The organism is Shewanella sp. Pdp11, from assembly GCF_002838165.1.
Lineage (GTDB): Bacteria > Pseudomonadota > Gammaproteobacteria > Enterobacterales > Shewanellaceae > Shewanella > Shewanella hafniensis.
On the sequence record NZ_CP015194.1, the window covers coordinates 4080143 to 4101481 of the forward strand.

General features: G+C 44.3%; 21 protein-coding genes and 1 other RNA gene. 8 read left to right on the plus strand and 14 right to left on the minus strand.

Annotated elements, in window-relative coordinates:
• Positions 1-53: 53 nt before the first annotated feature.
• Complete coding sequence (locus AYJ58_RS17975; protein ID WP_106651167.1) at positions 54-386, minus strand: RnfH family protein; 333 nt, start codon at positions 384-386, stop codon at positions 54-56.
• Complete coding sequence (locus AYJ58_RS17980) at positions 376-813, minus strand: type II toxin-antitoxin system RatA family toxin (RefSeq protein WP_028760728.1); 438 nt, start codon at positions 811-813, stop codon at positions 376-378. Before AYJ58_RS17980 ends, AYJ58_RS17975 begins: the two co-directional genes overlap by 11 nt.
• Positions 814-1091: 278 nt before the next feature.
• Between AYJ58_RS17980 and smpB the strand changes: the two genes are divergently transcribed.
• The 3 genes from smpB to AYJ58_RS17995 all read left to right on the plus strand — a co-directional run bounded on the left by smpB (position 1092) and on the right by AYJ58_RS17995 (position 3526).
• Positions 1092-1583 carry an SsrA-binding protein SmpB gene (gene smpB / locus AYJ58_RS17985; RefSeq protein WP_011790147.1) on the plus strand — a complete coding sequence of 164 codons (492 nt, stop codon included), beginning with the start codon at positions 1092-1094 and terminating at the stop codon, positions 1581-1583.
• Between the two features lie 71 nt (positions 1584-1654).
• Positions 1655-2010: a transfer-messenger RNA gene (gene ssrA, locus AYJ58_RS17990) on the plus strand.
• A gap of 268 nt (positions 2011-2278) precedes the next feature.
• Positions 2279-3526, plus strand: coding sequence for an integrase domain-containing protein (locus AYJ58_RS17995; protein WP_106651168.1), 1248 nt, complete (start codon positions 2279-2281; stop codon positions 3524-3526).
• A 51-nt stretch (positions 3527-3577) separates the two neighbouring features.
• Here the strand turns inward: AYJ58_RS17995 and darG are convergent, their stop codons facing one another.
• From darG to AYJ58_RS18035, 8 genes are all read right to left on the minus strand, one after another.
• Entirely contained in the window at positions 3578-4639 is a 1062-nt protein-coding gene (darG, locus tag AYJ58_RS18000; RefSeq protein ID WP_106651169.1) for a type II toxin-antitoxin system antitoxin DNA ADP-ribosyl glycohydrolase DarG, read from the minus strand.
• Between the two features lie 8 nt (positions 4640-4647).
• On the minus strand, positions 4648-5253 hold the full coding sequence (gene darT / locus AYJ58_RS18005) for a type II toxin-antitoxin system toxin DNA ADP-ribosyl transferase DarT (RefSeq protein ID WP_106651170.1): 606 nt from the start codon (positions 5251-5253) through the stop codon (positions 4648-4650).
• Between the two features lie 154 nt (positions 5254-5407).
• The gene (locus tag AYJ58_RS18010) at positions 5408-6088 is read right to left on the minus strand and encodes a M48 family metallopeptidase (RefSeq protein ID WP_106651171.1); all 681 of its coding nucleotides are present in this window, start codon (positions 6086-6088) and stop codon (positions 5408-5410) included.
• Positions 6088-10074, minus strand: coding sequence for a type I restriction endonuclease subunit R (locus AYJ58_RS18015; RefSeq protein WP_106651172.1), 3987 nt, complete (start codon positions 10072-10074; stop codon positions 6088-6090). The genes AYJ58_RS18010 and AYJ58_RS18015 overlap by 1 nt, the downstream gene beginning before the upstream one ends.
• A gap of 62 nt (positions 10075-10136) precedes the next feature.
• Positions 10137-11384, minus strand: a complete 1248-nt coding sequence (locus AYJ58_RS18020; RefSeq protein ID WP_106651173.1) for a restriction endonuclease subunit S — start codon at positions 11382-11384, stop codon at positions 10137-10139.
• Positions 11377-14046, minus strand: a complete 2670-nt coding sequence (locus AYJ58_RS18025; protein ID WP_106651174.1) for a type I restriction-modification system subunit M — start codon at positions 14044-14046, stop codon at positions 11377-11379. Before AYJ58_RS18025 ends, AYJ58_RS18020 begins: the two co-directional genes overlap by 8 nt.
• 90 nt (positions 14047-14136) lie before the next feature.
• The gene (locus AYJ58_RS18030) at positions 14137-15072 is read right to left on the minus strand and encodes a restriction endonuclease (protein WP_106651175.1); all 936 of its coding nucleotides are present in this window, start codon (positions 15070-15072) and stop codon (positions 14137-14139) included.
• A gap of 733 nt (positions 15073-15805) precedes the next feature.
• Positions 15806-16003, minus strand: coding sequence for a helix-turn-helix transcriptional regulator (locus AYJ58_RS18035; protein WP_106651862.1), 198 nt, complete (start codon positions 16001-16003; stop codon positions 15806-15808).
• Between the two features lie 133 nt (positions 16004-16136).
• Between AYJ58_RS18035 and radC the strand changes: the two genes are divergently transcribed.
• From radC to AYJ58_RS18060, 5 genes are all read left to right on the plus strand, one after another.
• Positions 16137-16643, plus strand: a complete 507-nt coding sequence (gene radC, locus AYJ58_RS18040) for a RadC family protein (protein ID WP_232790833.1) — start codon at positions 16137-16139, stop codon at positions 16641-16643.
• Positions 16644-16683: 40 nt separating this feature from the next.
• Positions 16684-17046, plus strand: a complete 363-nt coding sequence (locus tag AYJ58_RS18045) for a hypothetical protein (RefSeq protein WP_106651176.1) — start codon at positions 16684-16686, stop codon at positions 17044-17046.
• Positions 17047-17188: 142 nt separating this feature from the next.
• Positions 17189-17569 (plus strand): type IV toxin-antitoxin system YeeU family antitoxin, encoded by a 381-nt coding sequence (locus AYJ58_RS18050; RefSeq protein ID WP_106651177.1) that lies wholly within the window; start codon positions 17189-17191, stop codon positions 17567-17569.
• 144 nt (positions 17570-17713) lie between these two features.
• Positions 17714-18127: a DUF2787 domain-containing protein gene (locus AYJ58_RS18055; RefSeq protein WP_106651178.1), complete on the plus strand. Its 414-nt coding sequence runs from the start codon at positions 17714-17716 to the stop codon at positions 18125-18127.
• Between the two features lie 122 nt (positions 18128-18249).
• Positions 18250-18810 (plus strand): tyrosine-type recombinase/integrase, encoded by a 561-nt coding sequence (locus AYJ58_RS18060; protein ID WP_106651864.1) that lies wholly within the window; start codon positions 18250-18252, stop codon positions 18808-18810.
• 94 nt (positions 18811-18904) lie between these two features.
• Here the strand turns inward: AYJ58_RS18060 and AYJ58_RS18065 are convergent, their stop codons facing one another.
• The 4 genes from AYJ58_RS18065 to AYJ58_RS18080 all read right to left on the minus strand — a co-directional run bounded on the left by AYJ58_RS18065 (position 18905) and on the right by AYJ58_RS18080 (position 21326).
• Positions 18905-19306 (minus strand): hypothetical protein, encoded by a 402-nt coding sequence (locus tag AYJ58_RS18065; RefSeq protein WP_071939159.1) that lies wholly within the window; start codon positions 19304-19306, stop codon positions 18905-18907.
• A 60-nt stretch (positions 19307-19366) separates the two neighbouring features.
• A complete protein-coding gene (locus AYJ58_RS18070) occupies positions 19367-20026 on the minus strand; it encodes a hypothetical protein (RefSeq protein ID WP_106651180.1) in 660 nt (219 codons plus the stop codon).
• Positions 20027-20181: 155 nt separating this feature from the next.
• A complete protein-coding gene (locus AYJ58_RS18075; RefSeq protein ID WP_106651181.1) occupies positions 20182-20961 on the minus strand; it encodes an ankyrin repeat domain-containing protein in 780 nt (259 codons plus the stop codon).
• Between the two features lie 32 nt (positions 20962-20993).
• Entirely contained in the window at positions 20994-21326 is a 333-nt protein-coding gene (locus AYJ58_RS18080; protein WP_106651182.1) for a hypothetical protein, read from the minus strand.
• Positions 21327-21339: the final 13 nt, after the last annotated feature.

The window sequence follows — 21339 nt, forward strand, 5'->3', positions numbered from 1 at the left end:
CTTTTTTATTGAGCAATGATGGCAAACTGATATCAGTCTTAATACCAATCGTATTAAGCTCGTCCACCCGTCACTTTATTCGCTCGGCCTTCATCTTTAGCTTTATCCGCACGGCGGCGACGCACATCCTTAGGATCAGCAATCAAAGGACGATAAATCTCAACCCTTTGGCCAGGTAAAATCACTTGGTCATGTTTGACCACATTACTAAACACACCGAGCTTAACCGTCTCTAAATCGATTTCAGGGAAAAAGCTCACTATGTTACTTAAACGCACCACCTCTATCGCTGACGTGCCAGGATTCACATTCACCGAAATCACTTTTTGCTGTGTAGGTAAGGCGTAAACCACATCAACTACAAACTTATCTGTCTCATTTGTCACTGTAAATTACCTTAGCGCGACTCGTAAATGCCGTCACCATTGATACCATAAGATCATTAAACACTTTACCAAAGGCCATATCGGCTAACGAGCTTGAAAACTCAAAACTCAGCTCGAATTCTACCTTGCAGGCTTCTTCAGTCAGCTCAGTAAAACGCCACTGCCCCAATAAATGCTTAAAGGGTCCATTTTCCAATGTTAAATCAATACTCTTACCAGGAACCACTTGGTTGCGAGTCGTAAAGGTCTTACGGATCCCCGCTTTACTCACATCCACAGATGCCAGCATAGTTTTGCCGTCAAATTCTAAGACTTTGCCACCCACACAACCGGGTAAAAACTCTTTATACGACTCGACATCATTCACTAAGTCATACATTTGCATCGCACTAAAACGGACTAACACACTTCGAGAAATTTGCGGCATAGGACTTAGCACTCTTCACTAACGTATTCACAGCGACCTAAACAAACTCGTACGCACAAAAAGAACGCACGCAAGATGAACAACTTAGGCAAGCAATCAAAATTTGCACGGATTTTATCACGATACGTAAAAAACGCACCCCTTGTGCACTTAGGTTGATACTCAACAGCCTAATCGCGTTCAAAAAAACAGCAACAACGCGATAGAGGCTTGAAATTAGCTAAATAAAACCTTATATCAATACCAAATTGATTAACCGTGCGTATAATGGCGTCACTATGGTAAAGAAAAAATCAAGCAAAGCCGCGCCTGCGACTATCGCACGTAATAAGCGCGCAACCTTCGAATACCGTTTCGAAGAAAAAATGGAAGCTGGCCTATCCCTCATGGGATGGGAAGTTAAATCTATCCGTATGGGTAAAGTCAACTTGTCTGACTGTTACGTATTCCTGAAAAATGGCGAAGCCTTTATGCATGGCTGCACCATTATTCCCTTGAATACGGCCTCGACACACGTTGTCTGCGACCCACTACGCTTAAAAAAATTGCTACTCAGCCGTAAAGAGCTAGATAAACTGGCTGGCTTAGTCGAGCGCCAAGGCTACTCTATCATTCCTATCTCAATGTACTGGCGTAAAGGTGCATGGGTAAAAGTGGAAATTGGCCTAGGTAAAGGTAAGAAAGATCACGATAAGCGCGAAGATACTAAAGCGCGTGAATGGGAAGTTGAAAAAGCCCGTGTGATGAAAAAAGAAAAAACGCACGGATAATGAACAAACGATTGAACTTGAAGCAAATGATGCTAGGTAATCATTATGCTACGGGTTACAATCAAATTCTTGGGGGCGATTCTGGATTCGACAGGATTCACGAAACCCTGGGAGCATGCCGAGGGGCGGTTGGCCTCGTAAAAAGCCGCAAAGTTATAGTTGCAAACGACGATAACTACGCTCTAGCAGCTTAGGCTAGCTAGCCATCTGACACAGGTCTCTCAAATGGGCAGTGTATACAGATGGTCATCTTACATTTGATAGCGAGGGAACTCCGTCCGGGGGTGAACCGCGAAATAGTACCGGACTCGCCCGATGAAATCCTGTCTTTCGGAGTTTATTCGGGTTAATTAAAAGAGAGACTAAGCATGTAGTGCCTTGGATGTAGGTGTTCTGGACGCGGGTTCAAGTCCCGCCGCCTCCACCAAATGAAGTAACTAAGACGTCTCAGGACGTCTTTTTTATTGCCTTAAATAAATCAAACTCAATGACTTAGCTGCAAATCATGTCTATAGACGTCTAATAGTGTTTGGTAACATCCACAATTTTTAGTAACATCGGATGTAACACCAATGCTTGTTCTCGATAGTCGGTGTTACTAAAAATGGCGTTATCTAATGTAAATCAACACGTTATCTAAATAACTACGTTAGTAACACTGAGTGTCTACAAAGTAATGCTGCTAAGGTGTTGTTATGGCAAGACTAGCTAAGCCTCTATCTGATACAGAAATCAAAACAGCTAAACCAAAAGACAAGGAGTATAACCTTGCTGATGGTGGTGGACTGCAAATCAGAATTAAACCAAATGGTTCCAAACTCTGGTTATTAAACTACTCGCACCCTATCACTAAAAAACGTCAAAACCTTAGCTTAGGCTCTTATCCAGATATATCACTCGCATCTGCACGTAAGCTCACACAAGAAGCACGAACTCTTATTGCCCATGGAACAGACCCTAAGGCAAATAGAGAAGAGCAACTTGCCGCTAAAGTCGCAATTATCGAGCACACATTTGGTAAAATTGCCGCGGAATGGTTTGAACAGAAAAAAGATGCTATCACAGAGGATCATGCCGCTGCGACTTGGCGCTCCTTCAAACTTCACCTACTCCCTTCATTGGAAGATATTCCTGTTACTCAAATTACAGCGCCTATGGTCATTGAATATTTAAGGCCAATAGAAGCAAGAGGTAATTTAGAGACAGTTAAACGATTAACGCAACGACTCAATGAAGTGATGATTTATGCTGTTAATATCGGAATTATCCACGCTAATCCACTATCGGGAATAAAGGCTATTTTCAAAAAGCCTCGTAAAGAACACTTAGCAGCAATGCAACCAAGTGAGCTACCGGAGTTAATGCAAGCAGTTGCAAATGCTAGTATTAAAAAAGTAACTCGCTTTTTAATTGAATGGCAGTTGCACACCATGACTAGACCTAATGAAGCCGCCCGCGCTCGTTGGGATGAAATTAATTTTGAGGAAGGTGTTTGGCTTATCCCTGCTGCTAGAATGAAAATGAGACGCGATCACCTCATTCCGCTCACAGAGCAAACATTAGCCCTATTACAAGCCATTAAACCAATAACCGGACATAGGGAATTTATCTTTCCAGCAGATAGAGACCCAAAAACTCACTGTAATGTACAAACCGCCAATGCCGCTTTAAAACGAATGGGATTAAAAGACAGAACAACCGCCCATGGCTTTAGATCTCTTGCCAGTACAACACTAAATGAGCAAGGCTTTGATCCTGACGTAATAGAAGCTGCCCTTGCCCATACTGATAAAAACCAAGTACGTAGTGCCTATAACCGCAGTATTTACCTTGAGCGCCGTCGAGTGATGATGACATGGTGGAGTGAATACATTATGGAAGCAGCTAAAGGGAACGTGAGTCTTGCGCATAATGCCAAAAACTTACGACTTGTAGCTCAATAAAAAGCGCAAAAAAAGCCTCAATTAAGAGGCTTATTATCTGTTAATAAATCATTAAACTGAGGCTCGTAACTGTAACCAGTCTTGCTCACTTAATCTGTTCCACGCTGCAAGAATATGAGCGGGTTTCATTGTAGCCTTTCTCGCATTCCAGCTGTGAACCCGCTGAACCAACTCATCAGCAGACAGTGCAGGATTTGACTCTTGTGTAACAACCCAATGAACCGTTGACAGTAGTTCCATGCCGTTCTGAGACTCATACCCTTCAATTAGCTTAGCGACTTTATCAAAACGTTGCTTAGTCTCTGAGTGTTGCTCTAGGAAACCTAAAGCCTCCTTGGCTGCATCATCTTTGAGATCAATAGGTGTCTCTGGCTTATTCAAACCATCGGCATAACCAGAAATAAAGTGACCTTCCATCTTATCAAGTACGTGACGGAGTACATCAGCGTAAGGCCCATAATGATGCTTTTTAAAAACAACCTTATTTAATGGCTCGCCCACCACAGTCAAAAAGTAAACTAACTTTTGCACTTCAAGTAATGACAATCTGTAGCCAAAACCGGTAGATACATAGCGATCGATCAAACCTAGAACTGCAGCTCTACCAATGGTCATTCGTGGGCGTCGAGTTTGATTGGACATAAGCTCAGCACTAGGCGCTGTTTGTGGTGGATAAATGCGCCAATCAACATCAGGCAACTCAGCTAGGGAAGTATGTATGACTTGCTCAACCTCATGCCAGGGCAAACCACCCAATCCACTGCCTAGAGCAGGAATAGCGACTGACTTTAAGTCAAGACGGCGAACTTCAGCTTTAAGGCTCTCCAAACCTGACTCTATGTATTCGAGCTTAGATTGGCCCTTCCAGTGCGCTTTAGTGGGGAAATTAATAATATAAAAAGGCGAGTTGATTGAATCAAGTGAAACGGGCAGCACTTTTCCTGTCACCAAAGACTTATCGTCACAGGCTTTTTTGTACACTTTGAAGTTGTCAGGAAAGGCTTTTTTAAATTGCAAAGCCAAGCCCTTCCCCATCACGCCTACTGTATTAACAGTATTGATGATTGCATCAGCTTGATCGTGCAATATGTTGCCTTTGTGATAAGTAATCATTTTAACCTCTAGTAATACCACTGTGGCCGTACAACAACCTCAGGCTTATGCTGTACAGCTTGTAGTAATACGCTCACTTCTTCTGCTATCGCTTGGGTCTTTACCCCAATTTGTCGGATAGTGTGCCATGCAACAGATTCGAATGCCAAAAATTCTGCCTGCTTCTCCTCTTTAAAGTCTGACCAATAGCGTTCATTGATTCGTTTAAGGTCCAACTCATTAATACGAGTGAAATCATCTATTTGTTCGGCATAGTCCAAATCTGCATGTATATCGGTAAAAAAGCAATTATCGTTAGTCAATCGAATGGTGTCGATATCACTAATCAAATGTAATACACGTTCTTGTCCACCTTGATAGTCATCATGGCCTTTATGGATCACAAATAACATCACGGATCGAGGGCAAAAATTAAACGGCACATATTGCCCAATAGTCCCACCAGTCGCCACGTTCACAGGGCGAACTAAACGACGCTGTTTAATGTGGCTATAGCCAATATTCTGGTTAACTAAACCAAGTTCAATGCGCTTATGATCGGACCACAAGCATCCTTGGGTGAGAATGCTGATCAGATTATCAATGTGAGTGATATGAGATACTTTGACTGTCATTTTTACCTGCAAATCAATTCATTAGCGTAAACAAGCACTCTTGCCTTCTTACTCATAAGTCTGCTTACTTGGATTTACTCAGTTGCCCAAGACCTAAAAAACTGCTTATTGAGACCATTGGCGATTAATTTCATAGTCAGTTCATCTGTATTAGCTAAAGATCCATCCCTGCCCCATTATGCTTCAACCAAGAAACATTTTTTTGGTAGTCAGGCATGATTTTATCAACAAGGTTCCAAAATGCAGCACTATGATTGGGCTCAATGCGGTGAGCTAACTCATGAACCACGATGTAATCTATAACCGCGAGAGGTGCCATCAAACAGCGCCAGTGAAAGTTCAGGTCACCTTTTGGTGAGCAGGAGGCCCAATGGTGCTGGAGCTCCATTACGCGGATTGCGCGATAATCCACCCCTAGCTTTGGGGCAAAGTTCTCTACGCGATGACTAATACGAGAGAGCCCTTTGGTGCGATAGAAGTGCTTGAATAGCTCGCTACCGTATTCAGCTTTATCTCGGCGCATCAGGAAGTAACCATTTTTCAGGATCAAGTCTTCTTTCTGCTCGTCCACCAGCTTTAAGCGATAATTACAGCCCAGGTAGGGGAAGCCCTCACCGCTCACGAACTCACGTTCGACTTTGGTGCGGTTAAGATCTTCCCACTCTGCTAGGTTGCGATAAATCCAGCTCCGTTTTTCCTCAACGATGCTCTCTACTTTTTCAATATCGTAGCTTTCAGGCGCAAGCACGGTAACACTCCCATCCCGTTCAATAAGAATGCTGGTGGTCTTTCGCTTGCTTTGTTTCAAGCTGTATTTGATATCTTTGTATTGCATTAGTGATGTTTATTCTTATCTTGGTTTGATAAATTGCGGTCACGCAGTTGTTTTAGTGCATCATCAACTAAGTTTCTTTCTTCGGTATAAGAAATCCGATAATTTGATTCATTAAGCCCGCGCTCTGCTCGATTTCGTTCAACCAATGCAGGTAACTCACTTTTAACTCGACCACCTTTTGCAACTATGTCTTTTATCGGTTGCCGTCCCTGCAAGGCAGTCGTTTTAATGACATCGTAGATAAAATTGGTCATTAGCCCCACGACAACAGTTATGAACAAACTTCCTTTTGCTGTCTCTTTTAAGGCAACTATAGGCTTATGTTCAAAATCAGGGAAAGTTAGCTCTGATTGAATTGATAGAATTATATCGGCAAGAGCTTCTCGAACATCTTCAGCATTAAGTAAAAACTGCTTCCTGACTTCATACGGCAGTGTTGAACGATCTTCTTCGTTCTCTGCGTAATTGATGTCAGTAGCGACCTTAATCAACGCTAATTCGTAGAAGCTCTCATATTGCTCCAACTCTTGAGCCAGGTATAAATCAACACCATCCAAGTCATATTTCAGCAATGAGAGATCTGGTTGTTCGCTGATTTGTTTTTGCAACGCTTCAGGGTCAATAGCACGAAGCTTTTCGATAATTTCATCGATACGCTCATTCAGCGCCTGTTCAGACAGAATTAACAACTCCCTTCTGCGCGCTAATGCCACTACTTCAGTTGTCAGTTGTTCACTTAGCTCACTCAATTGAGGTACGCCACTTAGTAAGAAGCGCATTTCAACTTTCCCTTCTAGCTCCGAAATCAAATCTTCGCGTTCCCAGAAGTCTAGGCTGCCAATATTCTCGCCAAGCTGTTCCATAACTGCTTCGACACAGGCTTTCACCTTGTCCAGAGGCTTAACAGGCTCGCCATTTGGGAATGCAATGCTGACAATCAGATCGAAGAATGGGTCGGAAATTTGCGCGTTAGGGCCGCGTCCGGCGTCGATTTCATCTCGCAAAACACTCAGCTCCAGGATCATCTTTTCCCAGTTGCCAGAGTGCTTTTTGATTATCTCATCCAGCTTCTCACTCATTTTTTTGTGGAAGACTGGGTCATCATCCGCATTGACTTTGCAGTGCTTACGAATGGCGTGCTCCATCTCACTCGCTTGCGCTTGTAAATCCGGCTCTTTACCCATGTGCGTCATAAACGCATCACTGAACAGGTCAATCGGTTTAATTTTAGGATTAATGCCCAGGCTGATCAGATGCTCGTTCACAAGGTGGCGAATTTTTGCGCCCACACCTTGGAAGCTCATGCTGTCATCTTGGTAACGCTGGCGTGCTTTCGCTTGAATATGCACAAACTGGTACATCGGCGTTTTATAAGGGTCCGCCAAGGAGTTCGGCATGATGATGTCCATGCTTTGAAGGAACTTCTTCAAGAACACGTTGAAACTGTCACGCTGGCGAGGGTCTTCTAAAACTGCGATCGCTTGAAGCTGAACTTGATAGTGCTCATCGATACTGAGCTTCTGGTTCACAAACGCTTCAATGTTGTGAACCTTGAGTTCGGTAAACAGCTGAAGCAAACGGCGATAACGACTTTCCAAAACCGGCACTTCGCTATTAATGTTTTGCAAGCTTTTCAGAATGTCGTCTTGGTCATCCTGCGAATACATCGACAGCGCATCTCTGAGGTGATGAGCCAGACCGATATAATCGACGATATACCCACGCTGCTTTTCTTTCGCAGTTCGGTTCACACGGGCAATCGTTTGCAGCAAGTTATGCTCTCGTAGTTTCTTGTCGAGATACATCACCTGCTCAATTGGCGCATCGAAGCCCGTCAACAGCATGTCGCAGACAATCAAGAAAGCGACGCCGGTATTTGGCTTGCTGTGATCAAACTTCTTCTTGAAGCTCTCGACGGCTTTTAACTCTTTGGCCTGCTTTCTGGCATAGGTGAAAGACGCGGCTTCATTGGTGTCATCACTGGAGATCACTACCGCTGTTTTCAAAAACTCAAGGCGTTCAAGCCAAGCTTTATCAATACATTGCTCTGGCTGCTTTTTGTATCGCTCGATTTCTTTCGCCAGCGCTTTTTCAATGTAGGTTTGGTAATGAATCGCTGCTTGCTTAGAAGAGCACACTACCTGAGCTTTAAAGCCTGCAGGCAAAATCTGTCGCAAGTAGTGTTTTACTATGTCCTCAGCAATTTCCTCAATGCGCTTTTCTGCCTCAAGAATATCACCTTCAGCACCGTATTTTTTACGGATCTCTCTTAGCTCTTCTTCCGTTCTGTCCGCAAAGAGATCTTCAAACTTGGTATCAAACCCCGCTTTGTCGTAAATCGCGCTATCTGCGGTTTTACCTTCGTAGAGGATTTTTAACGTTGCACCATCATCGACGGCATCCTGAAGCTTGTATTTGTCGATATAGGCTTTTTCTTGGCTGACGCCAAAGCGCTTCCAGGTTGGGTAAGTCTGGTGGTCAGCGATAAGCGGCGTTCCTGTGAATGCCACTCGGGTAGATTTGGGGAAAGCATCAAACAAGTTGTCCGAAAGACTTGGCCGGTCTTTTCCGCCTCGCTGGGTGCGGTGCGCCTCATCCACCAAGATCAGGACTTTTTCACCGGCATTGATCACGCCGAAAGGACGATGCATAACAATTTCAGCGTCAAAGTCAGCTTCCAGCTCTTCAATACGCTCCACGTCACCCGCTTCTTTTGCTTCGGCAAGATGCTTAGATAACAGCTTACGAACAGAGTCCGGCAGAAAGCAGCTATCTTGCTCGCGGAACTTATGCACCATCACCATATTGGTGTTCGAGGTGTCGTTCGCCAGCTTCTCTTTTGCATCCTTGGTGCTCTTGATCTCAACGACCGCATCACCAATTAACGCTGCGGTATTGGTCAGTTGCTCTTCAAGATCACTCCGGTCGTTAACCATTAGTACCTTGTAACTTTTCAGCTCTGGATGGCGACGAAGCTTACGCACCAAGAACACCATGGTCAGGCTTTTTCCGCTTCCCTGGGTATGCCAAACCACACCTGAACGTTGAATGCCCGTTTCGCCCTGCTCCATACGCTCAATGATTTTCTGCACCGCGCGAAATTGCTGGTAACGACAAATCACTTTTACACGTGGACCGTTGTCGGTATCCATAAACAAGGTAAAGCAGCGGGTAATATCAAGTAGCCGTTGTGGGTGGAGCATGCCCTGAACGAGCTTCTCCTGGCTGCGATGGGCGCCAATTTCCGGTGCAATATAGGGCTCGGTATCGGGGTAGATGGTTTTCCAGTTGAAGTAGTAATCTTCATTCGAGGTGATGGTGCCCACTTTACAATCATCACCGTAGGTGCTGATCATCAACTGGTTGGTAAAGAACAGAGCGGGTTCACCTTCGCGCAGTTTACTGTGTTCGGGCTCGCGCAAGTCGGCATAGCGGCGCAACTGGTCAATACCTGCTGCCATTGGGTTAGAGCAATGCTGTGAGTGCTCTTTACACTCAATCACCACCAGCGGCAGGCCGTTGACGAACAATACAATGTCTGGACGAATGTGCTCTTTACCAAGCCCAGGCGTATCAACACGGAACTGATTGATGGCGGTAAAGGTGTTGTTGTCCCAGTTATCAAAATCAATCAGCTTAACAACCGGATCTTCTTCGCCGGTCAGCTCGTTACGGTCGAGCTGCCATTTGTGGAGACGGCCAATAAACTCTTCATTGGCCGCCAGTAATTTGTGAGTACCAAAATCGGTGACGTCATCCAGCAAAACATCCAGTTGGCTACCCGTCAGCCAAGGCTTGCCGTCATCAGTGGTATTAATGCTGTGTACTGAGGTTTTAAAAATGTCTTTTAAAATGACTTCACGAAAAGAGCTGCGAAAGCTGGTGGTTGGGTCGGTAGGCACACCTTGCCCTAAATCCGTTACATCCCAGCCCATGCTATTAAGCTGGTTTAATAACGGCTTTTCAACCAATTGGTACTCTGACATTGTTTGATATCCTTATTGCTGGCAGCGAGGCGTGTGCCTGCTGCCATTTTCTTATTTTTTTGTTATGCGGAGACGGGGACTTTGCCTGTTAAGAGGTCCTGCATTAGGCCAGATTTTTGAAGTTTCAGCTTGTCCAATGAGGTCTGATTAACTTCAATATGATTATTTAAATTTTCATAACGTTCATATATCGCATTTTGCTCCGCTGGCGTGGGAACTACTAGCTTCAGTTTCTTGAGCGTTTGAGACTGAATTGCATCCATAACTCCCCCTTGTGACTCACGTCTAAACCAACTTTCAGCCCAAGGCGAATGGTTCAATTGCCAACAAACTAGTTCAGGTAATATCTGCTCTTTATCGAACGTCATTGTCCACAAATGCTTTGACGATAAAGCCAGCCCTATGGACTCGGGAATAACGCACGATCTACCGACAGTTCCCATTATCGTTATGACTACATCTCTTTCTCGAACGGCGTAACGAGAAAGTTCTCTAAACTTCCGCTCAGTAACAAAGCGCTTATAGCTAGCCTTGAATCGCTCAACAAAGATATTATCTATACCTAATAAGGGAATACCTTCACTGACCAATTCTTCTTTCAACAGAGCACTACCGAATGGCCCACTTCGCATTGGAGTAGCTACATCATCCAAAAGGTTTTTTAACTCAATAACATCCCACCCCGTAGGCAACATCCCCAATGGCGTTTTATGATAAAGCTCTGGCGCTTCTTCAAACGTTGGACGAAGAGCTTTAGTGTCCGGGTCGATACCTCGGCTAAACAAGTCCGCCATCATGCCTTGTTTGATAGTGGTGTATTTGTCGATAAGAGCTTGAGTGGCGTCGATTTGGTTGTCGATGGTCTCAATAATCTCTCCAATTCGTTGCTGAGTTGGAAGTGGTGCATCCCATATCGTGATTTCACGGAGTTCAGCTTGATTAAGTTTTGCTCTCGTGCCCCCTTTGATGCACGGGATTATGTTCTTATGCTGTAAGGAATAAAAAACAAACGAAAAATCATAACCTTCTTTCGCCCTTAAAACGTGAGCATGGTTATTAACCCAAGATTTCCCCGAAATACGATATGCGATTGGGCGGGTCTGATAATCATCAAAATTACCACCATCTTCGGCCAAAAGTATTAAATCTTCATCAAAGATGTACTCACTTATATAGCCTTGAACACCATTAGCCCCAAAGTACGGAATGTTCCCTTTTATTTTCTCTCGTTCTTCAGAGTTGAGTGGTATGCGTAAGTTATCAAGAATATCGCAACACTCACTCACTTTGACTGTAGGTAAATCACTCATAGCCCAGCTCCTTCATAAAGCCAGCTAATTTGCTCGCTTCCTGCTCTCGCTTGGCAATAATGCTTTTGGCGGTAACTTGGTATTTGCGGTGTAGGTTCTCGATTGCAGCGATACGGTCAAGCAGCAACGCACGCACATAGCTTTGGTATTGGCGATCTAACTCGGTTTTGAACCGGTCCAGAATCAGCACTTTCGCTTCTTCAGCCGAAATTTTATTACGCGCACCTTCAAGCAGTTCATCACGAAGCTTTTCAGTTTCCTTAATTTCCGCCTTCAGCTGCTTCAACTCATCTTCCAACGCTTTGTGTGCTGCAAGCTTGGCTTCAATCGCTGTTGCCTCAGCCGCTGCTAGTGCACCTTTTCGCGCATGATCTTTGATTAGCTCAAAATTATCCAACTGAACTTCTAGTTTATCCGCAAGCGCAAGAATCTCGCTATGGACTGCGAAGTTCAGCTCTTTACCCGTCAGCCCTTTGGCAAAATCCCCTTGCTTAGTGCCTTTTGGAAGTTCTACACTGCTTTTCAGCTGGGTGAACGCATCTTTGATTTGGGCTTTCAGCACTGCCAAACTAGTACTGATTGTCGCTTTGTGATCTTTCAGGCCGTCTTTAAGCTGTTTAACATACTCAGATGGGAGAGCAGGGTTTTCATCAGTCGGCTCGTAGTCTTCTTCATCTGCTGCATCCACAAAGGCTTGTAGTTCGCTGATACGCGCTTGTTTAGTCTCCAACTCTTCCACCACATCCGCACACTGGCTGGCAAACAGCACTTCGTCGGGTATCAACTCAGCATTCCAGCCACTAGAGGCCACGGATTTAAAATCAGCTTCCAAGGTTTTAAACCAATCCGCCAACGCACCACGCACCTTGTATTGGTTCAGTAGGTTAATCGGCATTAGATGCTGCTCGATGGTATTAAGAGACTCACGACGCAGTGCAAATACCCCTTCATCACCGAGCTTTTTGTCACCAAGTGCTTCAAAGCCAGCAAAATTTTGCTTCCAACTATCCAGTGCAGCTTGGAAGGTTGCATGTTTTTCAAGCACAGAAGGAAAGCTCTCAATATGTGGTTTTAGCGATGACAGCGCTTCAAATTCATCAGCAAAGTCTTGGAACTCGTTGTTAGAACGTGGAACAAACAGGCATTCTTTCAAGCCAGGGTAATCATTCCAAGTGCTTTGCAGCGCATCAATTTCATGGGTTGGAATACCGCCGTTTAAGTGCGCTTTGACGTTTTGAGGCTCAGGTGCTGGGCTGTTATCGACATAACGGCGAATATTGAAGTTGTAATCTTCACGCGCCAGTTCGTCTTTATGTACCAAACGCGCATATTTTTCGACGCCTGGGTGATCTGCATCTTCCAGCATGAGTTTATAGACGCTGGTGATTTTCTCTATATCTTCAGGGCGTAGGCTGTTTTGGTTTTTGCCTTCGCGATATTCACGGTCAGCGTTAATAAACAGCACTGAGTCACGGTTTTTACACCCTGCTTTATTCAACAACAACACACAGGCAGGAATGCCCGTACCGTAGAACAAACCTTGCGGCAGGCCAATCACGGCTTCAAGAATGCCACGTTCAATAAAGTCTTGGCGACAAGTGCGCTCTTCTGCGCCACGGAACAATACGCCATGAGGCATCACCACAGCAGCTTTACCGTTGGCTTTGAGCGAGGCCACCATGTGTTGCACAAACATCAAGTCCGCTTTCTTACCAGACTCTGGCATAAAGGTGTTGAAGCGTTCTTTGAGCTGCATCTCCGCTTTCTTGTAGTTTTGTGAAAACGGCGGGTTAGCAATCACGCGATCGAAAGGACGCACTTCACCATCTTTGGTTCGGTGCAGTGGTGTTGCTAGAGTGTCACCATTTTCAATATCTGCGCCACCTGTTCCGTGCAAGATCATATTCATCTTACAGATAGACCAGGTTCCGCCATTATCTTCTTGGCCAAATAGGTGAATTTTCTTAACGTTACCGCCCATTTCCTGCACGTAGTTGCGGCTTTGGATCAGCATACCGCCTGAACCACAAGTCGGATCGTAGATCTCCATGCCTTCAGCAGGCTCAAGAATTTCCACCAGCAAGCGCACCACTTCAGCAGGGGTATAAAACTCACCACCTTTCTTACCCGCGCTGTCGGCAAAGTATTTGATCAGGTATTCATAGGCTGCCCCCAAAAGATCGGGGAATTCGAAATCGTCATTTGAGAGAGGGATGCTGTCAAAGTGCTGGATGAACTCGACCAGGCGCTCATCCGGGATGGGGTTTTTACCCACCTTACGGTTGAAGTTGATGTGCTTGAGTACGCCTTCCAAGCCTTTCTTAGTATTGCTTTCTTCCAATGCTTCAAGCGCTTTGTTTAGCCCTGAGCCGACGTTAGTTTTTAAGTGACGCAGATTTTCCCAACGAGCTTTCTCCGGTACGAAAAAACTAAACTGAGACGCTTTACCAACTACGGTTTGGATAGCTGCGTCACTATGACCAGCTTTTTTTAACTCTTTTACTTTGGCTTCATAGTCTTTATGAAACTGGTCAGACATACGTTTAAGAAATAGAATTCCGAAAATGTATTCTTTGTATTCAGAAGCATCCATCTTGCCTCGCAGAATGTCACAAGCTTCAAAAAGCTTACGGGACAGTTTGTTAAGCGTCAGTTTTTGCATGTTAATTCCATAATTTGAGAGTTTTCTCGTTACAAGCTAATCGGTTACGCTAGCAACTTGAAGATAAAAAGTTACCAGTATTTCCTTGGCTCACTCTTCCAAAAAATAATCTGAGTCTATTGCCTTAACGGCATACAGCTCGCGTGTCGAAACACCGACATTGTGCTCTATCATCAGGGCTGCCAGTTTATGGCCATCAATCAGCACGATGCGTTTTTCAATACGGGTAACGAAATCACGGGCATCTTTGCTGAAGGTCGAAGTGGTAATAAATACCCCTTTACGGGCGCGGTGCATGTCGAGCGCGCCAGCAAAGGCTTGAATATCCGGTCTGCCGACTGTGTTATCGCGATAGCGCTTGGCTTGCAAGTAGATGGAGTCTAGCCCGAGCTTATCCTCTTTGATGATACCATCAACACCGCCGTCACTGCTGTATTGAGTTGCTTGGCCAGCATCCTTTTGACTGCCGCCGTAACCCATGGCTAACATTAAATCGACCACCAGCTGCTCGAAAAACTTGGGCGATAGAGTGTGGATTTGTTCAATTAATTCATCGGCAAGGGCTGAATTAAGGGCGGTAAAGGCTTGCGCCATTAACTCTGTTGGAGTTTGAGTATTATCGTTATGACTGATACTGGCATAACGCTCTACTTTGCCTTGTTCTGTTGATTGATCGTGGTGGGCACTTCTAAAGTCATTAAAGGTATCAAACAGGGATAAGTAGTCGTTATTAATAAGCTGACCACTTGCCAAAGCTTCCCTTCCCCTGTTGGTTATTTCGCAGATACCACGCTTAGGTTGATGGATAAGTCCCGCTTTAACCAGATAGGTTTTAGCCCAACCAACTCTACTGCGAACATAAGTTAGCTTGCCACTGGGTAAGGTAAGCGCAAGCTGCTCTGCTGAAAAGCCATAGAGGGCTGCAACGTCATCATAAACCTGCTTCAGCGGTTTTTGCTGCCCGTTTGCTAACACCTTAAGCACTGCTGGCATCATCTCTTCATAGCTTGGAATTGTATCGACCATCCCTGTGCCTCACCTCTTATTATTTTGTGGCAAAAACGGCAAAGGTAATCGCCTAAATGCTCTCAAGTACTATGTTTAAAGTAGCTCAATTAAACGATTACACTATTTAGATTGATGCACATGATTTTTAGGATTGTGTCAGAAAAGTTCTATCTAATCCAGTGAGATAGCACACAGTCTTTGTACTAAGCTGTCACGCAGTTAGGCGGCATTATCCCTTGGGGTATCTTCAAAGCCTTCGCAGGTTTTCTTGGCAGGTGATTTGACGATGTAACTACGTTCTCTTCGTCGTTTGAAAATTGGAGTTAAACACTTTGAAGGTGAAGAGCTAAGGGGTGGAATATCCACCCCTTATGTTAATCACCAGGGCGACAAGACAAGCGCATGCCGGTGAGGGCTATACGCTTGTCTATACGTCAGTTAGTGCCCGATTTGAATAGTCTTTGCCATTCCAGTGCTTAATGAATCTTGGTTGTTAGGCTGGTAGTGTTCTAGCAATAGTAACTAAGCAAGCTCTGAATTTTGTCCTTACCCTAGCTTGTTTTCGGTGGTTCCCTTGGTTTAGTTAGGTTGTTTTTAGTTATTGCTCATAGGCTTACTTAATAAAAGGATTCCACCAGAAAAAAGCATTTCAATCTAGTAATGGAGGACACTCTTAGCCTTTGAAGGCAGGAGGTTGTAAGGGATACCCTGAAGTTAATTAATGTGCCGTAAAACGGATGTTGGTATGGGCTTAAACGGTTGCACTTTGGGCATCTCGCTCCTCTATTCTTGTTAAAATCCAATCTTGTATTTCACTTTCCACCCAAGCGGCAGCTCGGCTACCGAGTGACACGGGTCTGGGAAATGTTCCTTCTGCGATGTACTTGTAGATAGTGGAACGGGCTAGACCGGTGTAGTCCATAACTTTAGGTAGGCGAATTAGTTTCATGATGAGTTTCTCGGTTATTGTCTCATCACATATGTCCTTCGAGTAATTTTTAACTTTTTTCCTTATTTCCAAATCTTTTCAGATATATATCACTCCTGTGCATAAGCCCATTAACGCTTTCAAGGAGCCTGATATGTCAACAAAATCGTTGTCCTCCCAATCCGTAAAGCCCCCATTGCTAAACCAACCGATCAACCATTGGCCGCAAACTGCCGAAGCGATCCTTGCCTCTGCCGCCAATATCATCGCCGAACGTTATGTAAAGAAAGATGCGTATACCAACCCTCAAGCCACTAAGGATTTTTTAACTTACAAACTCGGCGGTTATGAGCGGGAGGTGTTTGCAGTGATGCTGCTCGATAACCAGCATCAATTACTGGAGTTTAAAGAGCTGTTCTTTGGCACTTTAGATGCCGCCAGTGTCTATCCACGGGAGGTGGTTAAGGCAGTATTGGCCATCAATGCAGCAGCGGTGATCTTTGCCCATAACCACCCGTCCGGTGAATCTGAACCTTCGGCTGCAGATAAGCACATCACTAAACGGTTAACCGATGCACTGGGACTTATTGATGTGCGCGTGCTTGACCATATTGTGGTTGGTCGTACACCGGTGTCCTTTGCTGAACGAGGCTTACTTTAGCCAGCGTTAAAGCCTGCCACGCCAAATCAAGGAGTCCATCATGATTGAATTTACCGACAGCTTTTCTCAGGCCTGTGTCGCCGAAGCCTGCGCCGCTTTTCCTGAACTGCGTAACCGCTTAACAGTTGAGCTGATTTTGCCGATGTTTGTGCGGCCACTTAATGCCATGGGCCAAGTGATTGGCAAGCCAGTTGTTGCACCACACCGCGAGCTACATAAAACCGTATTATTTGTTTTTCACCGTGATGTGGTTGAGCACTTGCCCAAGGAGATCAGCTTTTGCCGCTATGTTTGCCCCTGTGACAGTTATGGTGTTCCAACAGGTGAATGGCAGCGGGGGATCAATGGGGTGTACTTTAACCATGGCAGTAATGAACTGCCTAATTGGAGTGTGCATACCTAAAAACGATTACCCGCCCTGTATCCAGCCAGCTAGCCAGCTGTATTCGCCGCTTGTACTAGCCAAGGCATTTATCACAGTTCTCGCTAGTCCGCTAACAAGCAACCAACTCCCTTAGTTTCATCCTTCATCCATTGAGGTCACTATGACAACGCTAAAACTTTTCGATATTGAGCACGCCTGGGGCCTGCCCCGTAAAGTATCTCCCCGCTTTGGTGCGAGACTGATTTTGCGTGGTCTGCATTTGGATTATCTCAATGACAGATCAAGTTTTGTCGGTGAGTTTTCCCCTGAAGAACGCAAACGCTTCAATCACGCTTTCCCGAGATTAGTTAAACAACTTGAGCGGTTAGTCGCCACCGGTGAGATAGATGCCACAGAGCAGCAGTGCGTCACCATTGAGCACGATAACTTTACCTGTGAGGCCGATACCTTAGGCAGCCATGGTTATTTGTATATTGCTGTCTATCAATCCGCAGACAAACCACTACCCGCATTAACACTCGCCCCTTCGATAACCTTGTAACACCAAAGCGCATCCTAATACCTCATCACGCTCCATCAGACTCGTTTCACGCAATTTTTACCCCACCAGCAAACACAGCAAGAGCCTAGGAGTTTTAGCTCCTAGGCTCTTGCGTGTGCGCGTAAATCAAACAAGGAATATTCCATGAAGTTAATCATTAACCGTAACCAACTGCCATTAATGCCTAATCGTTTTTACCAAGTCATTGAAAAGGAACTGGCTGACGTCGATCCAAAAGATGCCAATGCGATTACGCTCAATTTTAGAGATCCAGATTACAGCGCCGAAGAGGGTGGCTTTCATCCCGTCGAAGTCCGGCTTGAGAAACAGCAGGAATATTGGCGTTTAGTCTACGTCACCGACTTTGCTTTTCGCGGCCATCCCTTCCCTGAGCTCGTTAAAGACATCGATATCTGCTTTAACAGCAAGCAGGTCTATAGCCTGTTTAGTGGCTGGATTGGCGAACGGGAATGCAGAGCATTAATCGATTTATTTACCCAAAACTTTGCCACTTATTTCGATATGGGCGTTTACAAGGTGAAGGTCAGTTTGGATTAAACCACTTAGCCAAATGAAGTTCCCAGAATCCTAAAACGGGAACACTCAACCCCTTGCCCAATAAGGCTCTGCGCAATGCAAGTGCCCAAAAACACGCTATAGCAAAAAAGAGGAACATGACCATGCCTGAGGTTCACGCAGTTAAAGACCAAGATACGGTTAAGCTTATCAGCTACCTACTGGAAAGACAGTTTAGCCAGCAACTGGCCGATGTGTGGAATATCGGCCTTAATCTCGCCCTGCGGATCTCTGACTTACTCTCGATTAAGTTCAGTGATATCCACGGCGATAGACTTATCATTAAGGAATCTAAAACCGGCAAAATTGCCAATATCAAACTCAACCAAAAGACGCTGGAACGGATACAGCGTATTCAACGCGAGCATCCTTACCATATCTATCTGTTTCAGTCCTACCGTAATCAACGGGCAAAGCACATTAAACCCGCGCCTTTATCGCGCCGCTATATTTGCCGCGCCCTAGCGATGATTGGTGAAGAGCTCAAAATCGCCTTAGGCACCCACTCAATGCGTAAGACGCGAGGCTATCTGCTGTATCAACAAACCAAAGATATTGGCCGAGTAATGAAGATGCTCAGGCATAGCGCCGAAGAAACTACCCTGCGCTATATCGGTATTGAGCAGGACGATATCGATAAGGACTTTGTCGAGCTGGAAATCTAAAAATAAGGAGGGTGCTCACCCTCCTTATTTTTTGTCAAAAACAACTTTATTTTTAAATAGCAACGCAAAAGAGTTACGGCTTAATGTGTTTACATTACTTACAACCTTTTACGAGATAGAGCGATTCATTTTGCTTTTCACCATCCACATAAATTTTTAACTCCTGAGCACCTGTAAATACAGCTTTAAATAGCGAGCTAAACAATCCATTTTGAACATACTGAGCTGGTGGCATCACAGGTTTGTACTCATAAATCAGCTCTCCAGCCCTAACCCTAAAACAATCAAGGTTATATGCAACTTGGGTTGCTTCACCTGGTTCAATCCGAGATAACTCTAGATCTGAATAGCCAGACAGAATGTGGATGGTACTACTGCTATCATTCAAAACCTCAACATTAAATTGAGTGGGACAGCCCGCTAAATTTAAGCCAGCAAGTACAATGGCAACCGTTTTAGGTAACACATGTAAAATTCTCATAAAACCTGCACTCAATGAGGGGCTAACTCCCAAGATGTACTTACGTCTTTCGTAAAATCGAAAATTTAGTCCGTTTTAGTTAGATGACATCCACTTAATCAGTTTCTTATGAAAATAGATGACTTGATGATTATCCAGAGGTAGCAGGGAGCCGGAAAAATCGAGAGCAAAATCCACATCTTTGACCTTTTCAGGGAATTTAAAGTACAGGTTATAACAGTTATCTACAAATTCACTGCCGAGCCGTAAACTCTCTTTGTTATCGGCAATATCGACACTGCGAGTACCCCATCCCCCCAAAGAGTTATCAAAACCACAAAATTGAGTATCATAATCTTTAAATTTCATTGCTATATATGGCTTGAAATGCTGCTCAACACCATCAACCTTCATGATTAGCACGATATTGTTTGCAACTAACTCAACATCACTTTTTAAGGGTTTTACACCCAATGCGAGTATGATTTCATTTTTATTAAACTGACTATCGGGCCACCGGTTCATCTCTATACCCAATATCGCATTCCCTCGGTACTTGGTTTCATAATTTGTCAGCGATAACGAAAGATTAACGTCGGGATACTCAATAATATCATCAAGGTTTTTGTTATACGTGTATTCCTTTGTATCAGGAACTGGCTCCCAAGGGCTAACTGAAGGCACACTGGCGACCTCCAAAATGGTGGAAGTGCAGCCACACAAGCAAAGACCGATAAGCAGTAACAAATACTTCATCACTCATTCCTTCCACTCTCGCCCATATCAGCTCAAAACTAATTGAGCCAATACATCAACCGAATCAACACCAAGTGACTTAATAGGCTTTACTGGGTAGATAAAAATACACGGTTAACGCCTTGACTTTACCACTCAAAAACCCTCGGACACTATTAGCCAGAATTCCCCTTTGAGCCAGGAGTGATTATGCTGAAGTCAATATTTTTGTCTTGTAACCATTGTTCAACTTTTTTCTTCTGTTTATAGGCGTCTTCATTTTTATCCATCACCCGCTCATGCTCGGCTAACCAATAATACAGACCAACGCGTCCTATTCCGTTAACCATTTGAAATTCTGCGCCTCGATTTAATAGATCTAAAACAACATCGTATCGACGTCTACCGGCCGCTTCAGTTAACAAGGTAGCATCTGTGTTTATTTTTATATTAAGATCTGTGCCCGCTTCAATGAGCAGATAATAATTTCTGGGTATCGTTTTTCCGCCTAACTCCACGGTTTCCTCAATAGGTGGGGCATCAAACATTCCCCCTTTAAGATTGGGATCGCCACCATAGGCTAATGCCAACTGTAAAAAGCGACTATCTTTATTTCTAGTCGCCCAATGCATTACAGTACTAGAGCCCTCAAGGTTACCCTTATAAATTGCCCAAAACAGGGGCGTGCCTGTCGACCTTCCTTGAGCGTTGACATCGACCCCATTTGCCACTAACTCACGGATTTTTTTGATATCGCCTTTTCCTGCCGCTTTCGCCAATGCTCGAACTTGAGGATCAGGGAATATCTCATCCAAATCCATTAGCACTAAAGAAGTTTCACGCTGTTTCTTATTATGTGCTTTTTCGGCGTCTTCCAAAGCGCGAAAAAGCGGATCAGAAGCACAGGCACTGAGTAAACATGCAAACATCACATAACTGATGACTCGTTTCAACATAGGCCTGCTCATGTAACTGTAATTTTATCCTATCATTCACTGCACTTGATGATAATGCTTTCCCCACCACCCTCATATAAATTCCTTGTGCTATCGATGATTTCCATATTTTTCTTACAATCAACAGGGATATTTGCATGTAAGCTAATTAGTTTTTTTAGTCTTGCTAAACTAGGTTGACGGTCACCTGTCTCAGTGAAATCAACAGCTTGAAACATATAGTATCGACCTTCACCATAGTCATTTTTTAAACTATTTAAATGTTCAGAATACTCGATACGGGTATTTAAATTGAAATAACCATTTTCAATACTCGTACAACTGAATAACATTAGAGTTAATCCCCATCCCCAGATCCTATTCATAATAATTCCTTTT

What these genes read in the sequence shown, in the direction of transcription:
- AYJ58_RS17995 (WP_106651168.1), top strand. Translation starts at nt 2,279, where the DNA reads ATGGCAAGACTAGCTAAGCCTCTATCTGATACAGAAATCAAAACAGCT.
- darT (WP_106651170.1), bottom strand. Translation starts at nt 5,253, where the DNA reads ATGACAGTCAAAGTATCTCATATCACTCACATTGATAATCTGATCAGC.
- AYJ58_RS17980 (WP_028760728.1), bottom strand. Translation starts at nt 813, where the DNA reads ATGCCGCAAATTTCTCGAAGTGTGTTAGTCCGTTTTAGTGCGATGCAA.
- AYJ58_RS18080 (WP_106651182.1), bottom strand. Translation starts at nt 21,326, where the DNA reads ATGAATAGGATCTGGGGATGGGGATTAACTCTAATGTTATTCAGTTGT.
- darG (WP_106651169.1), bottom strand. Translation starts at nt 4,639, where the DNA reads ATGATTACTTATCACAAAGGCAACATATTGCACGATCAAGCTGATGCA.
- AYJ58_RS18020 (WP_106651173.1), bottom strand. Translation starts at nt 11,384, where the DNA reads ATGAGTGATTTACCTACAGTCAAAGTGAGTGAGTGTTGCGATATTCTT.
- radC (WP_232790833.1), top strand. Translation starts at nt 16,137, where the DNA reads ATGTCAACAAAATCGTTGTCCTCCCAATCCGTAAAGCCCCCATTGCTA.
- AYJ58_RS18050 (WP_106651177.1), top strand. Translation starts at nt 17,189, where the DNA reads ATGACAACGCTAAAACTTTTCGATATTGAGCACGCCTGGGGCCTGCCC.
- AYJ58_RS18015 (WP_106651172.1), bottom strand. Translation starts at nt 10,074, where the DNA reads ATGTCAGAGTACCAATTGGTTGAAAAGCCGTTATTAAACCAGCTTAAT.
- AYJ58_RS18010 (WP_106651171.1), bottom strand. Translation starts at nt 6,088, where the DNA reads ATGCAATACAAAGATATCAAATACAGCTTGAAACAAAGCAAGCGAAAG.
- AYJ58_RS18045 (WP_106651176.1), top strand. Translation starts at nt 16,684, where the DNA reads ATGATTGAATTTACCGACAGCTTTTCTCAGGCCTGTGTCGCCGAAGCC.
- AYJ58_RS18055 (WP_106651178.1), top strand. Translation starts at nt 17,714, where the DNA reads ATGAAGTTAATCATTAACCGTAACCAACTGCCATTAATGCCTAATCGT.
- AYJ58_RS18060 (WP_106651864.1), top strand. Translation starts at nt 18,250, where the DNA reads ATGCCTGAGGTTCACGCAGTTAAAGACCAAGATACGGTTAAGCTTATC.
- AYJ58_RS18075 (WP_106651181.1), bottom strand. Translation starts at nt 20,961, where the DNA reads ATGTTGAAACGAGTCATCAGTTATGTGATGTTTGCATGTTTACTCAGT.
- AYJ58_RS18035 (WP_106651862.1), bottom strand. Translation starts at nt 16,003, where the DNA reads ATGAAACTAATTCGCCTACCTAAAGTTATGGACTACACCGGTCTAGCC.
- AYJ58_RS18030 (WP_106651175.1), bottom strand. Translation starts at nt 15,072, where the DNA reads ATGGTCGATACAATTCCAAGCTATGAAGAGATGATGCCAGCAGTGCTT.
- AYJ58_RS18070 (WP_106651180.1), bottom strand. Translation starts at nt 20,026, where the DNA reads ATGAAGTATTTGTTACTGCTTATCGGTCTTTGCTTGTGTGGCTGCACT.
- AYJ58_RS18025 (WP_106651174.1), bottom strand. Translation starts at nt 14,046, where the DNA reads ATGCAAAAACTGACGCTTAACAAACTGTCCCGTAAGCTTTTTGAAGCT.
- smpB (WP_011790147.1), top strand. Translation starts at nt 1,092, where the DNA reads ATGGTAAAGAAAAAATCAAGCAAAGCCGCGCCTGCGACTATCGCACGT.